Origin of the sequence: Acinetobacter sp. YH18001 (genome assembly GCF_013416975.1) — a bacterium.
Lineage (GTDB): Bacteria > Pseudomonadota > Gammaproteobacteria > Pseudomonadales > Moraxellaceae > Acinetobacter > Acinetobacter pseudolwoffii.
The window spans coordinates 34,124-48,410 of the sequence record NZ_VPEU01000011.1; the positions used below are offsets into that span (position 1 = coordinate 34,124).

General features: G+C 46.0%; 13 protein-coding genes. 7 read left to right on the forward strand and 6 right to left on the reverse strand.

The genetic code is table 11. The features are described 5' to 3' along the window. Window positions 1–2: 2 nt before the first annotated feature. The gene (locus FTV48_RS05690; RefSeq protein ID WP_005098085.1) at window positions 3–821 is read right to left on the reverse strand and encodes a 3'-5' exonuclease; all 819 of its coding nucleotides are present in this window, start codon (window positions 819–821) and stop codon (window positions 3–5) included. An 18-nt stretch (window positions 822–839) separates the two neighbouring features. After that, window positions 840–1,769 carry a cysteine synthase CysM gene (gene cysM, locus FTV48_RS05695; RefSeq protein ID WP_005098086.1) on the reverse strand — a complete coding sequence of 310 codons (930 nt, stop codon included), beginning with the start codon at window positions 1,767–1,769 and terminating at the stop codon, window positions 840–842. Window positions 1,770–2,135: 366 nt separating this feature from the next. Between cysM and FTV48_RS05700 the strand changes: the two genes are divergently transcribed. From FTV48_RS05700 to rsfS, 5 genes are all read left to right on the forward strand, one after another. After that, window positions 2,136–4,943: an ATP-binding protein gene (locus FTV48_RS05700; RefSeq protein WP_179999649.1), complete on the forward strand. Its 2,808-nt coding sequence runs from the start codon at window positions 2,136–2,138 to the stop codon at window positions 4,941–4,943. Window positions 4,944–5,048: 105 nt separating this feature from the next. Beyond that, entirely contained in the window at window positions 5,049–5,837 is a 789-nt protein-coding gene (locus tag FTV48_RS05705) for a crotonase/enoyl-CoA hydratase family protein (RefSeq protein ID WP_179999651.1), read from the forward strand. Between the two features lie 36 nt (window positions 5,838–5,873). After that, the gene (locus tag FTV48_RS05710) at window positions 5,874–6,743 is read left to right on the forward strand and encodes an NAD(P)-dependent oxidoreductase (RefSeq protein ID WP_179999653.1); all 870 of its coding nucleotides are present in this window, start codon (window positions 5,874–5,876) and stop codon (window positions 6,741–6,743) included. A 40-nt stretch (window positions 6,744–6,783) separates the two neighbouring features. Then, window positions 6,784–7,572 carry a hydroxypyruvate isomerase family protein gene (locus FTV48_RS05715; protein ID WP_159138804.1) on the forward strand — a complete coding sequence of 263 codons (789 nt, stop codon included), beginning with the start codon at window positions 6,784–6,786 and terminating at the stop codon, window positions 7,570–7,572. 81 nt (window positions 7,573–7,653) lie between these two features. After that, window positions 7,654–8,061 carry a ribosome silencing factor gene (gene rsfS / locus FTV48_RS05720; protein ID WP_071851619.1) on the forward strand — a complete coding sequence of 136 codons (408 nt, stop codon included), beginning with the start codon at window positions 7,654–7,656 and terminating at the stop codon, window positions 8,059–8,061. A 272-nt stretch (window positions 8,062–8,333) separates the two neighbouring features. On the opposite strand, the gene FTV48_RS05725 is transcribed toward rsfS, so the two are convergent. The 3 genes from FTV48_RS05725 to FTV48_RS05735 are packed head-to-tail and all read right to left on the reverse strand — an operon-like array spanning window position 8,334 to window position 11,245. Beyond that, window positions 8,334–9,779, reverse strand: a complete 1,446-nt coding sequence (locus FTV48_RS05725) for an NAD(P)(+) transhydrogenase (Re/Si-specific) subunit beta (protein WP_005098093.1) — start codon at window positions 9,777–9,779, stop codon at window positions 8,334–8,336. 3 nt (window positions 9,780–9,782) lie between these two features. Continuing rightward, entirely contained in the window at window positions 9,783–10,106 is a 324-nt protein-coding gene (locus FTV48_RS05730; protein ID WP_004281642.1) for a proton-translocating transhydrogenase family protein, read from the reverse strand. An 11-nt stretch (window positions 10,107–10,117) separates the two neighbouring features. Next, window positions 10,118–11,245: a Re/Si-specific NAD(P)(+) transhydrogenase subunit alpha gene (locus FTV48_RS05735; protein WP_179999655.1), complete on the reverse strand. Its 1,128-nt coding sequence runs from the start codon at window positions 11,243–11,245 to the stop codon at window positions 10,118–10,120. A 69-nt stretch (window positions 11,246–11,314) separates the two neighbouring features. Between FTV48_RS05735 and FTV48_RS05740 the strand changes: the two genes are divergently transcribed. Further along, the gene (locus FTV48_RS05740; RefSeq protein ID WP_228127723.1) at window positions 11,315–11,458 is read left to right on the forward strand and encodes a hypothetical protein; all 144 of its coding nucleotides are present in this window, start codon (window positions 11,315–11,317) and stop codon (window positions 11,456–11,458) included. A 759-nt stretch (window positions 11,459–12,217) separates the two neighbouring features. Further along, entirely contained in the window at window positions 12,218–13,405 is a 1,188-nt protein-coding gene (locus tag FTV48_RS05745; protein WP_005098097.1) for an MFS transporter, read from the forward strand. Between the two features lie 14 nt (window positions 13,406–13,419). Here the strand turns inward: FTV48_RS05745 and FTV48_RS05750 are convergent, their stop codons facing one another. Then, window positions 13,420–14,064 carry a hypothetical protein gene (locus FTV48_RS05750; RefSeq protein ID WP_179999656.1) on the reverse strand — a complete coding sequence of 215 codons (645 nt, stop codon included), beginning with the start codon at window positions 14,062–14,064 and terminating at the stop codon, window positions 13,420–13,422. Between the last annotated feature and the right edge of the window lie 223 nt (window positions 14,065–14,287).

Here is a 14,287-nt window from a genome sequence, read left to right on the forward strand (position 1 = left end):
ACCTAGGATGTGGGAGTTGGAAAATCAAAACGGGTAAAGTCAGTTCTTTGTGACGTTTCACGCCAAACCGATAAAAAGTCCGCATGCTGCGGTTGGGTATGCAAATATTGAATCGTACTGTGCAGCAAATGCTGATAATCCGGCAATAACAGCTGTCCTTTTAACAACAGCCAGCGGATATAGACCAGCCAGGTATTCAGCACATCGCCTTCACAATAAGAGGTCAGTTCGGTCCATTGCTGATTGCGGACATATTCAGGAACCCGATAGGCCCCGTCACCGCGTTTACCCGGATAACCCAGCAAATGTGCAACATCGTCCAGCTTCTGGAAATGACGCGCATGGAACATGGCCATCACATCCATTAAGTCGACATGACGATGATGGTAACGATTCTGGTAGTTATTATAACGCTTTTGCGTGTCAATTTCGCCCTGATCGAATAGACTCGGTGCAGAGAGTCCATGATACATGGCACGGTATAAAATCACCGGTAAATCAAACTGTGAACCATTCCAGCTGACCAGCGTCGGATGACGCTTATCAAAAATCGATAAGAATTTTCTTAAAATTTCCGCTTCAGAATGCTGTTCCCGGCTAAAGGAAAACAGCTTCATGCCCTGCTCATCGATCCATAAACCGGAAATACAGACAATTTCATGCAAGGGCGGACGCTGAAAATCAGAGCCTGAATCCTGACGGCGCAGTTTGGTCAAGGCCTGATCCAGATCTGCTTCAGGCAGGTCCAGACCAAATAAATGCGCGCCTGATTTGAGATCGGTTTGGGTTTCAATATCGAAAGTTAAAACAGGCAGGCGCATAACACAGTGCTCAAATAATTATTCAGAATCTTGCACAGAGAATAACCCTGTAGACAAGTAACGGTCACCACGGTCACAAATAATACACACAATGACGGCATCCGGATGTTCTTCCGCCAGCTTGATGGAAGCCCACACTGCACCACCAGATGAAGTACCAGCACTGATGCCTTCTTTCTGCGCCAGCTTGCGCATGGTTTTTTCAGCTTCAATTTGTGGAATATCAATAATACGATCCACGCGACTGCGGTCAAAAATAGTCGGCAGATATTCTTCCGGCCAGCGACGGATTCCGGCAATGCTTGAACCATCAGATGGCTGTAAACCCACGATCTGAATCTCTGGATTCATTTCCTTCAGATATTTCGAGACACCCATAATAGTGCCGGTTGTACCCATAGAACTGACAAAGTGGGTAATCTTGCCACCGGTTTGCTGCCAGATTTCAGGACCTGTAGTCAGATAATGTGCTTCGACATTATCCGGATTACCAAACTGGTTCAGTACCAGACCCACGCCATCATTTTGCATTTGAGCGGCCAGATCACGTGCACCTTCCATGCCTTGTTCTTTGGTGACTTCAATCAGCTCGGCACCATAAGCACGCATCGCATCCTTACGTTCCTGACTCATATTGTTCGGCATGATCAGCTTCATTTTATAGCCACGCATCGCTGCGACCATCGCCAATGCAATCCCCGTATTTCCGCTCGTTGCTTCAATCAGGGTATCACCCGGCTTGATCTGTCCACGCTTCTCGGCCTGCATGATCATATTATAGGCCGGACGGTCTTTGACCGATCCTGCCGGATTATTGCCTTCGAGTTTCGCGAGTACTGTAGCTTGAGTGTGACTTACCAGACGCTGTAAACGCACCAGTGGCGTTTTGCCGACATAGTGGTCTAACAAAAATTCATCTGCTTGAAAATCGGGGGTGGTATTACTCATTGTGTGCACCTATATCGAGGTGCGGCTATTGTATGAAAAAATGCTTTTCCCTGCATCCATTTAGCACTGCTTTTTCAGGAAACTCTCTAAAACGGACTCAGTATCCCGCTATAAACTTCATTTCCCTGTGATTTAGCAAGATCAAGCAGCTCAGCTGTGAATATAAAAGCGTTATTTTCAGCCCCGGATTTTCAGACGACTGAAGTCTTCATCGCCCGCTTTTCACTGTATTTCAGCAATCATTTAACTGAAATCTCTTGTATTTTTAGAGGTTGATCTGAACCCTTATAAAAATAATGCTTAAATTTTAACTGTCGATTTAAAGCATGCTAATATGCCAGACATAAAGAAAATACTGCTTAAATCATGTCAACGATCAATAAAAAGCTGTTTAAACGCCTACACTTAAATCACGCCTATGGACAGTTGATTGCGCTGATTTTTGTGCCGATTACTATTTTGGCCTGTGTTGGCGCGATGCTGGTGTTGACTGAAACCTCGAATGCCGCACGTGCCCAGCAAAAGCAGATGGCAATTGCCATTATGACGCGTTTTCAAGGCACGTCTGAGTATGCACTGGATATTTTAAGCCTGTATCCCTGGCAATATGATCAGGCCCACAATGCCATGCAGAATATGCTCAATGAAAAACATCTGGTTCGGGCAGCCATTCTGGATGACAGTGGCAAGAATCGTTTAGGTATCGGCTTTCAGGAACAGGCCGCTTGGCCCGATTTTGATAAAAGCGGTAACTTTATTGGCCCGATTCTGCATAAAGATAATCATATTTATGCCATTAAAGTGAATGAAAACAGTTTCTCTAAAGGCTGGCTGGCAATTGAACTGGATAATCAGCCGCTCGCCATTGCCCGCTACCGGGTATTGATCGTATTGATTGCAACGGGGCTATTAACCTTATTATTGTTATTACTCTGTCTGAACTTTTACTCACGGCGCTGGATTGCACCGATGTATGAAATTCGCATGCAGTTGCAACGCCTGAATGCCGATACCCTCGGCCAGCATATGGTGATTAACAGCACCGGAGAGCTGCGTTTACTGCAACGGGATATTGCCAATGTGGTAAAACGTCTGCATTTTAGTTTTCTGGAACTGCGCGAACATACTGAACAGACTGAAGATGATTTACGTCGTACTTTAGATACGCTCGAAGTACAGAATATTACTTACCGTCAGGCACGTGACCAGGCGATTTCAGCCAACCAGGCCAAGTCGGTGTTTCTGGCCAATATTTCCCATGAACTGCGTACCCCACTCAACAGTATTGATGGCTTTATTCATCTGCTCTTGCGTCAGGGCAATCTCAGCAATGAGCAAAGTCTATATTTGCAGACCATTCGTAAATCTTCCGCACATTTACTGGCGCTGATTAATGATGTGCTGGATTTTTCCAAAATTGATGCCGGCAAACTGGAACTGGAAACCGCAGCTTTCGATCTGGAAGAAGCCATTTTTGATGTGATGGACATGCTCTCACCCCTGGCGGCACAAAAACATATTGATATGGCCTTCTACTACGCAGATAGCGTACCGAAACATGTGATTGGCGATGCGCTACGCTTTAAGCAGATTCTGACCAACCTGATTTCCAATGCGATCAAATTCACGCCGGATGGCGAAATCATCGTGCGGGCACGTATGGAACATGAGGGGATCGATCGATGTGTCTTGCATTTTAGTGTACAGGACAGCGGCATTGGCCTGAGTGGTACCGATCGTAAAAAATTATTCGAGTCTTTCTCACAGGGCGATACCTCGGTCACCCGTCAGTTTGGCGGTACAGGACTGGGGCTGGCCATTTCCAAACAGCTGGTCAGCCTGATGCATGGCCAGATTGGTTTTGAAGATAATCAGGAACGTGCCCCAACCGAAAAAGGCTCGACCTTCTGGTTTACTGCGCAGTTCCTGGTCGATGAAGATACTGTAATTGAACATCCAGATTTCAATGAATTGACGGTGGTGTCTTATCTGGCCCATCCGGCAACCGCGAACGTCTTGCGTCATTATCTGGAAAATTATCAGGTCAAGCATATTGAATGCGCATCGATTCTGGATCTGTTTAGCCGCCTGAATCATCTACAGAACTCTGAAAACACCTGGCTCATCGTCGATCATAGTGGCGACAGCGAAGTCCTGTTACGCGAGATCCGCTCGCGTTATCAGGGTCATTTGGCCGTATATGGTTATCAGATGCAACTCGATCCAAGCATGCTGAACGACCATCGTGCCCGTGCTCTGCATCAGCCACTCAGCCGCAGTGCCTTGATTCAGCTGCTGGGCAATCAACCGGTCTTCGATCAGGAACAGCATGAAGACTTTAATGGTCAGGGTCTGCATATTCTGGCCGTCGATGATCATTTGCCCAACCTGATTGTTCTGGAAGCATTACTCGCTGAACTGAATGTCACCACCAGCAAAGCCCTGAGCGGACAGGAAGCGATTGATATCATCCAGCGCCGTTATGAGCAGAAACAGCCAGCTTTTGATCTGGTCTTTATGGATATTCAGATGCCGGTGATGTCGGGAATTGATACCACACGTGCGATTCGCTCACTGGAATCGACCTTTGAAAACCATAACCGACTGCCGATTATTGCCCTGACTGCACATGCGCTGTCAGATGAAAAACATAAGCTGCTGCAAAATGGCATGGATGATTATGTCACCAAGCCGATCCAGATCGAGCAGATTGTGCAGATTCTGACCCACTGGACCACCGAACATTTTAAACGGCTTCCAGTGCTGGAACGCGCCCATGTGATTGATGCACTGGATCCGAATATTCTGGACTGGCAGCAAAGCCTGCAACTGGCAGCCAATAAGGAAGATCTGGCAGTAGACCTGTTGCGCATGCTGGTCGACAGTTTTGCCGATGAACTCACTGAAATGCAGCAGTTAATTGAGCTGGAAGATTTCCCGCAACTGGAACATGTCTTGCATCGTTTATATGGTGCAACCCGCTATGTCGGCGCACCAACTTTACAGAAAGTCACGGGCAGATTTGAACAGTTCGTTTCAACCCTGCGCAAAGAACGTCGCAAGGCCGACGAAAACTTTGTTCAAGACGTGCTGAAACATTTTGATGAACTTAAAGCCGTGGTCGAACAAGTTGAACAGGCCGCCCAGCAAATTCTGAAACAACATTTGAATTAAAACTTGAAGCTGCTCAGTCCGTGACTTAGAAAGTATGACTGAGCTGTCATGCAAGCTCATAGGCCGCATGCTATGCTCGGCTCAGGAAAAATAAGGAAGAATGCCATGTCACTCGTGCGCTTGGAAAAAAATAACGGCATTGCCACAGTTACACTGAATCGCCCGGATAAACGCAATGCCATGAGCTTTGCCCTGCTGCGTGAACTGGTTGCGACTGCGCAGAAAATCGAAAAAGATAAAAGTATCCGTTGCGTCATTTTAACCGGTGAAGCGCAGGTGTTTAGTGCCGGCATTGATCTGGCCGATTTAAATAATCCTAAAAATCGTGCCTATGCGGCCTGGGAGTTAATCCGTCCGGGTCAGAGCCTGTTCCAGAAAGCCTTTCTGGTCTGGCAGGAATTACCGGTGCCGGTGATCGCTGCGATGCAGGGCTTCTGTTTTGGCGCTGGTATGCAGCTTGCTCTGGCCGCAGATATCCGTATTGCACATCCTGATACCAAAATGTCGATTATGGAAACCCGTTGGGGACTGGTACCAGATATGGGACTCAGCCGTTCGCTGAAAGGCCTGATTGGGATTGATCTGGCCAAAGAGCTGACCTTGACTGCCCGGATTTTTGACGGTGCCTATGCCAAAGAGATTGGTCTGGTTACCCATGTGGATCAAGAACCACTGGCACGCGCACAAGCATTGGCTGAGGAAATGCTGCAACGCTCTCCGGATGCCCTGATGGCCTCTAAGTTTGTACTGGATGCCATGCAGCATCGCCCAAATAAATCTTTACGTATGGAAAAAATCTGGCAGCTCAAATTATTGCTAGGTAAAAACAGTCAGCTGGCTCGCAAAAAGGACAAGAATCCGGAAGTCCAGTTCGTGCCACGCCAATATAACTAAATCGAGTTAGAGTCCAAGCAAGGAATAAGAAAAAGCATGCAGTTAAATCGTGATACTAAGATTGCCTTTTTGGGTATGGGCCTGATGGGACGCCGGATGGCGACCCGTCTACTACAGGCAGGTTTTCAGGTCGCGGTATGGAACCGTACCTCGGCGGCTTGCCATCCCTTAATCGACTTGGGTGCAACTGCGCTGTCTTTGAATCAGATTGCGGATTATCCAGTGATTTTGACTTGCTTGGCAGATGATCAGGCGGTGCAATCGGTCTTTGAGCAGATCGTGCCGTATTTGGTTGCCGATCAAATCATTGTGGATTTTTCCAGCCTTTCGGTGCAGCAAACCCACGCGCTTGCAGCACAAGCACAGACCAGACAGGTGAACTGGATTGACTCCCCAGTTTCAGGCGGTACCGCAGGTGCTGAACAAGGCAGTCTGGTGATTTTTGCCGGTGGTGATGCCACAATGATTGAACATCTTGACCCAATTTATGCAGCACTTTCACAGCGCGTTACCCGTATGGGCGACACCGGTACTGGTCAGGCGACCAAAATTTGTAATCAGCTCATTGTCGCAGCCAATAGTACCCTGATCGCGGAAGCAGTGGCATTGGCGGGCCTTGCAGGTGTAGATACACGCCTACTGGCACCTGCCTTGGCGGGTGGTTTTGCCGATTCCAAACCTTTCCAGATTCTGGCGCCACGTATGGCCACACAAACTTTCGAACCGGTGCAATGGAAAGTGCAGACCTTATCTAAAGATCTGAACAATGCCGTGCAACTGGCCCAAAGCTTTGACCTGAATGTTCCGGTCGCGACTCAGGCCTTATCACAGCTGCAAATCCATCAGGCCCAGGGCTTTGCCGAGGCCGATCTGGCCACTGTGATTCAACAGCTCAAGCACGCATAATTTTTACTTTTGTAATACCCTGAATGTATAAGGAAAATACATGATTAAACTCGCCGTTAACCTGTCGATGATTTTTACCGAAGTGCCACTCATCGAACGCTTCGCACTGGCTCGAGCACAGGGCTTTAATCATGTCGAAATCCAGTTTCCTTATGAATTGACGATTGGCCAGATTCAAAATCAGCTCAGCATCCATCAACTGAACTTATGCCTGATTAATGTGCCTGCCGGTGATTTAATGCAGGGCGGCCATGGCCTGGCCGGTATCCCGGGGCGGGAAATCGAGTTCCGTCATGCTGTTGAACAAGCTATCCAGTATGCTACGGCCTTAAATGTACCTCGGGTCAATATTCTGGCAGGCAAACAGCCTCTGGATTGTGACCTGTTGCCCTGCCTGAATACGCTGGCAAGTAATCTGAAAATAGCCTGTTCAATGCTGCTCGAGCATCAAATTGAACCGGTCTTTGAAATGGTCAATGGCACCGATATGCCACGTTTTTTGATTCAAAATGTTGCACAAGCTCAGGAAATGCTGGAAGCGGTCAATCATCCGGCCTTAAAAATGCAGTATGACTGCTATCACATGGCGATGATGGGCGAAGATGTACTGGAAAATTTAAAAGAAAATATTCACCTGATTGGTCATATCCAGTTTGCGGATTGTCCGGGACGACATCAACCCAATACGGCGTCTATTCAATATCATGATATATTTCAGTGGTTAAAACATAGTCAATATCAAGCTTATGTCGCTGCCGAATATAAGCCGATGCAGCATTCCAATGACTCCTTTGTCTGGAAAGCTGAGTTCTTTCCGGAGCATGACTGAGTGGACTGCGGCTTCATTTGAAATTCAGCACTAAAACCGCTATATTAGACCATGCATAATTGTTAGGAAATTACACACCCCATGAATTTAGAACCATCGCCCAGCGCTTCTAATTCTCACGATCTTACTATGAATTCAAATTCTCAAGCTGTACAGGACTGCTTAAAAGTCGTACATGCTGCACTTGAAGATGTAAAAGCAAAAGAAATTGTTGAGCTTGATGTCAGCGGTATCAGTAATGTGGCTGATGCTATGGTCATTGCAAGCGGCACATCGACACGTCATATCAAATCACTGGCCAATAACGTTGCTGAAGAAGCACGTAAAGCTGGCTTCCGTCCGCTTGGTATTGAAGGCGAACGTGATGCTGAATGGATCCTCATCGACCTCGGTTATGTAGTGGTTCATTGTATGCTTCCAACAGCGCGTAAATTCTATGACCTAGAAAGCTTATGGCGCAATCCTGCAGATACTGACTCTGTAGCGTAAAAACCGAATATTCAAAAAAGCGACCTGTATAGGTCGCTTTTTTATTGCCTGTTCATCGGACTTTATAAGCGTTAATACAACTCAAGCTACAGCTATTTTTTTTAATTTTCATCTTGTCTTATGCACCGATTTGATGGGTATTTTAGGATAAATTCATCATAAACATAGACGTTCGATGACCGCTCAATCATCTTTTTTCCAAAATATAAAATATAAAATATAAAATAAAAAATCCCCCTTTATTAAAGGGGGACTTAGGGGGATTTAAATGATTAGTGACCCGTACCATTAATCGCTTTGGTCATATCTTCCACCACTTTCTTGGCATCACCGAAGATCATCATGGTCTTGTCGTTATAGAACAAGTCATTGTCCAGACCTGCATAACCGGTCGCCATTGAACGTTTGATTACCATAATAGTACGTGCTTTATGCGCTTCCAGAATCGGCATGCCATAAATCGGCGATGTTGGATCATCTTTGGCTGCTGGGTTGACAACGTCGTTTGCACCAATCACCAGCACCACATCCGTTGCCGGGAAGTCAGAGTTGATCTCATCCATCTCTAAAATATCTTCATACGGCACATCAGCTTCAGCCAGCAATACGTTCATATGACCTGGCATACGACCTGCCACCGGATGAATTGCAAAACGTACGGTTACGCCCTGCTCTTTTAAGATGTTCGCAAGTTCTTTGACCGCATTCTGTGCACGACCTTGCGCCATTCCATAACCCGGTACAATCACCACGCTGTCCGCATTTGACATGAGGAAGCCCGCATCATCTGCTGAACCAGAACGGTGGTTACGTTGTACCTGCTCACCCGCACCTGCTGTCGGCGCAGCTGTACCGCCCATTGCGCCACCAAACAGAACGTTGATGATTGAACGGTTCATGGCTTTACACATGATATAAGACAGAATCGCACCTGAAGAACCGACCAGTGAACCTGCCACAATCAGCATGTTGTTTTCAAGCGTGAAACCAATCCCGGCTGCAGCCCAACCAGAGAATGAGTTGAGTAGCGAGACCACCACCGGCATATCACCACCGCCGACAGGTGCAATCCATACCCAGCCAAAGACCAGTGCAAGTGCTGTCATTGCCCAGAATGCGGTCATATTCCCTGTTGAGAAGAACATGAAACCAAACACCAACATGGCAATAAAGATGATGGCCTGAACAGGTTTTACCCATGCGCCAGAAATGGTTTTTGCCCATTTCTTCGCAGCCAGTTTTCCATAAGCAAAGACTGATGCTGTAAAGGTAATTGCACCGACAAAACAACCCACGAACAGTTCAAATAAATGAACACGGCTCATTTCATGGAAATTGACACCATTGGCCGCCAAAAGGTCTGGACCGAGTTCAATCAGTTTGTTGTTATGAATAATTGCAGCAATCGCAATCAAGACCGCAGCCAGACCCACCAATGAGTGCATCAGCGCCACAGTTTCTGGCATTTGGGTCATAGGGACAGTACGCGCACGGGCAATACCCACCACCGCACCTGCTACCATTGCGCCCACAATCATCCACACCACAGGATTATCTGCAACAAAGAAGGTGGTCAATACTGCAATCGCCATGGCGATCATACCGTAACGGTTACCTTGAATTGCAGTTTTAGGACCTGATAAACCACGTAGCGTCAGGATAAAAAGAACGGCACCAATCAGGTAGAACCAATCCGCATATTCTCGAATCATTTCCATGGATTAACCCTCTTTTTTCTTTTGCTTAGGTTTAAACATTTCCAGCATACGTGCAGTCACGGCAAAGCCACCGAAAATGTTAATGCTCGCCAGGAACACCGCAATCGCGCCAAGTACGCTCACCACGTTAATGGTCTGGAAATCCACGCTGCCTTCAACACCGATCACCGGCAGACCAACAGTCTGGATCATTGCACCGACAATAATGATCGATGACAAGGCATTGGTGACCGCCATCAACGGCGTATGCAATGCTGGTGTTACACCCCACACCACGTAGTAACCTACGAAAATGGCAAGGACAAAAATCGTAATTGTTTCAACCATGAGTCTTCTCCTTAACCACGTTTTAGCAGCACTTGGCCGGCATGAGTGACAAGTAGGGCTTTTTGAATTTCTTCTTCTGGATTCAGGACAAAATTCTTGTCGGCATCAAACAGCGTTTCGACAAAATTAAACACGTTACGTGCATATAAAGCCGATGCTTCAGTCGAGACTGTCGAAGGAATATTGGGAATACCGAGAATTTTGACACCATTGCCGGTATGCACGGTTTCACCGCATTTCGAACCTTCAACGTTACCGCCAGATTCCACTGCCATATCTAAAATGACTGAACCCGGTTTCATTTTCGCAACTGTTTCAGCACGGATTAAACGCGGTGCATCACGGCCGGGTAAAAGCGCTGTGGTAATCACAATGTCAGCATTTGATACGGCTTTATCCACAATGGCAGCCTGATCGCGGATGTATTCCTCACCCGGCATCCAGCCATAACCATTCTTGGCCGCATCCGCCGCTTTTTGCTGCTCTTCGGCAGACATCGGCACGTCCAGCCATTTACCGCCCAATGATTCCACTTGGTCTTTTGCTGTTGGACGCAAGTCTGTGGCTTCCACAATAGCGCCTAAGCGTTTTGCAGTGGCAATGGCTTGCAGACCCGCGACCCCGACGCCCATGATCACCACACGGGCCGGTTTGACCGTCCCCGCAGCCGTCATTAGCATCGGGAACATGCGCTGGTATTCAGCCGCAGCCAGAAGGACTGACTTGTATCCTGCAAGGTTGGCTTGAGAAGACAAGACATCCATATTCTGCGCACGAGACAAGGTCCGTGGCAAAAGTTCCAATGCAAATGCAGACACGTTCTGTGCCGCAAATTGGTCAAGCTCAGTATTACGGTAAGGATCAAACATCGCTACGATGGCGGTGTTCGGATTGAGTTTTTGAATTTCCTCACCTTTCGGTGCACGAACTTTTAAAATCAATTGACTGCCGATGTAGGCATCATCCGTAATTTTGGCACCAACTTGTTCATAGGCACTATCGATATAGGCAGCTTTAAGCCCTGCACTACGTTCGATAATCACGCTATGTCCTGCGCTGATCAATTTCTTTACTGTCTCTGGCGTCGCAGCGACGCGATTTTCACCGACAACAGTTTCGGCTGGAATTCCGATCTGCATGAGCGTTCCTCAAGCTAATTTTTCTTAAGTAAACATCGCTTAAACGATGCTTCCCCTCAGGATGTGTTCTTGTTGAATTTTTGGATTCTAATCAAACTGTTTGAAATTACTACCTACTATTTATTTAATAAATGCCTATATATTGAACTGATGATTCATAAAAATGTTGCTGTACTGGTGCGTGGCTTACATACGCCAAATATTTATATTTGATTATTTTATAAACGATATTCATTTACCTGAATGAAAACCTGAAAATGCGCTCGGCTGATAAGCCGCCTACTTGAGATTTCTTTTGTTACATTGATCTTTCTGACCAAAATTCCTGTTTTGGTTCTTTAGGCTACCCGTTTCTGAATAGGTCTCTCTGCTAAGGACAGCGGCACTTTAGCTTTCCAAGTTTTCTAAATTTGACTTTATTGACAAATAAAGAACTTATTCCCGATAAGCTATCTGATCTGTAAAGTAATACCTTTTATTCAATTTAGTTATGATTTAACACCCATCGAGCTAGGGTTGAATTGATGGATGTGACACAACGAGATCTGTGGGTCTAAGGATCAATTATCTCTAAAATGATCAGACCAAGAGGAACAAAAATCTTGCTGACCATTTATTATATTAATGTCATAAACCGAATAAGTGACTAAAATAAAGTTTATGCACCATATCTGCGCATAAAATGAGAGCCATTATTTAATTTTTTTCATTTTCAGGGGATTTTCCGTTCTTTCTTTGTCCTATGCGTTGTAATAAAGCCAGCTATTGATCAAAAATCTGGCAACCTGATCATTCCTGACTGGTTTTCTAATTCAAGTCTTGTGTAGTCCTTGCGATCTAAGATCTTTTCATTGAGTCATTATAATATTTTTCTACTTTTAAAGCCTAAAGTTCTCACTTATAGTGCCTTTCATTCCTGCATCAATGCGCTGCTTGTTTTAAATTCTCCTCGGCTTAGATAAGGTTGCTGCTATGAACACGCCCCTCGATATCAGTCAAAACAAGCCCTTATTATGGCTGATGGCGATTGCCTGTGGTTTATGTGCCGGCGCCAACTATTATTGCCAGCCACTGATTTCATCGATTCAGCAATATTATCAGGTGCCGGAATCACAAGTGGCACTCACCGTTACCTTTGCTCAAATCTCTTATGCATTAGGCCTGCTGTTTATTGTACCTTTGGGCGATATGCTGAATAAAACCAAGCTGATTCCCTTTCTCATGCTGGGTGCAGCTGCAGGTTTATTTATTTGTGCCAGTGCGATAAACCTGCCGATGCTGTGGGTTGGCACCATCATTGCCGGACTGTTTTCCGTGGCTGCACAGATTCTGATTCCCTTGGCCACCATGGCAGTCAAACCGGAAAAAACTGGAGAAGTAGTGGGTTTCCTGATGAGCGGCTTGCTGGTCGGTATTCTGCTCTCGACCAGTATTGCGGGATTATTGTCCGACCTGTTTCACTGGAAAATGATCTATATCGTCAGTGGCATCAGCATGCTGGCTTTAAGTTTTTATCTGCGAGGAAAATTACCGAGTCTGCCACGCCTAAGAATCAGCTATGCAGCGATTTTCAAATCTATGGCGAGCTTATTAAAACATGAACCACGATTGGTCTTGCGCTCTCTTACCGGTGCCTGTGCTTTTGCCGCCATGAGCATGCTGTTCTCGACCATTGCCCTGCTGCTGACCCAAGAACCTTTCCAGCTGTCTGATGTCATGGTCGGTCTGGTGACACTGGTCGGCGTCTTTGGCGCATTGTCGACTCAATTCATTGGTAAATGGGCCGATCGGGGCCATATCAAAACCTTGAGCTGGATTGGCTGTTCGATCCTGATTGGGAGCTGGCTGTTCCTATATTTTGGTGCGGTATCGCTGCTGAGCTATATTCTGGGCTATGGACTGATTAATCTGGGGTTGGCGATTACGCATAGCTGTAATCAGAATGTGATTTTCCGCCTGCGCCCGGATGCCAAATCACGGGTCAATTCACTGTATATGACCCTGTACTTTATTGGCGGTGCCTGTGGTTCAGCCTTAGGGGTTTATGCCTGGCATCATGGGGGCTGGAGCATGACCTGTATGGCAGGACTCGGGCTGGCCCTAGGCGCTACCCTATTCGCCTTACTGGATCAATGGCATCACGCCCGGACAGCAGCCTAGATGCTTAACTATACTTAGCTGACTTGAGCCGCTGGATAGAAAGGTTTATTTAAATCTAGAGCAACTGAATTTTCCAATAAAATACAGATAAAGACCGGCAGCAAAGCGGCCAGAATCCGGCAGCTTTCCTCGAGTGACTTGTGATTCAGGGAACTATGATAGGTAACTCCGCCCTGCATGAGCTGATGATGTAATGTATATAAACGACGAAACACCCCGACTAAAATTTCGACAGAATTTCGCTCATTTAAAGCATGCTGTATGATTTTTTTCTGTGTTTCCAGTTCAGCATTACAGCTTTCCAGACTAATTTTCTGGTGACGATAATCCCAAAAACTTTGTTCCATATAGGGGTTCACTAAGAGTGAGTGGATTGGCTGACTGTACTTTTCCCAGACAATATGATTAATCTTCTGGTCCAGATCATTTTGGCAAAGTATTTCTAGAAATTGACGCAGCTTATCCTTTCCCTGAACCCGATCATCCTCTTCTGCATAAATAGCCTGAAAACCAATCCATAGACTGATGAATTTAAAATCCAGATCTTGATCCAAGTCTAGCGCTTTTTTAAACCAGCCTAAGCCACGATGAATTTTTAAGTTAAAATGTGCTGAATTTTGTGCTTTATGGCTTTTATAAATCTCCTCCAATAACAGCATAATTATTCTCCTTATTTCTATCATTTTTTATATTGGTGTTTCTACTATCAAAATATACCATTCTGGAATGACTTGGAATTCTAATTTTATTTCTTTTTTCATGTCCTGGACTTACTGGCTTGACTCAAGTTCGCCGGGTTGTTCTGCTGATTTTATGCTAGTATTACGCCCTCTTTTTTTGCAATATTGGCCTAGCGGGCTTGGGCAAAAAATAATCTTTGGG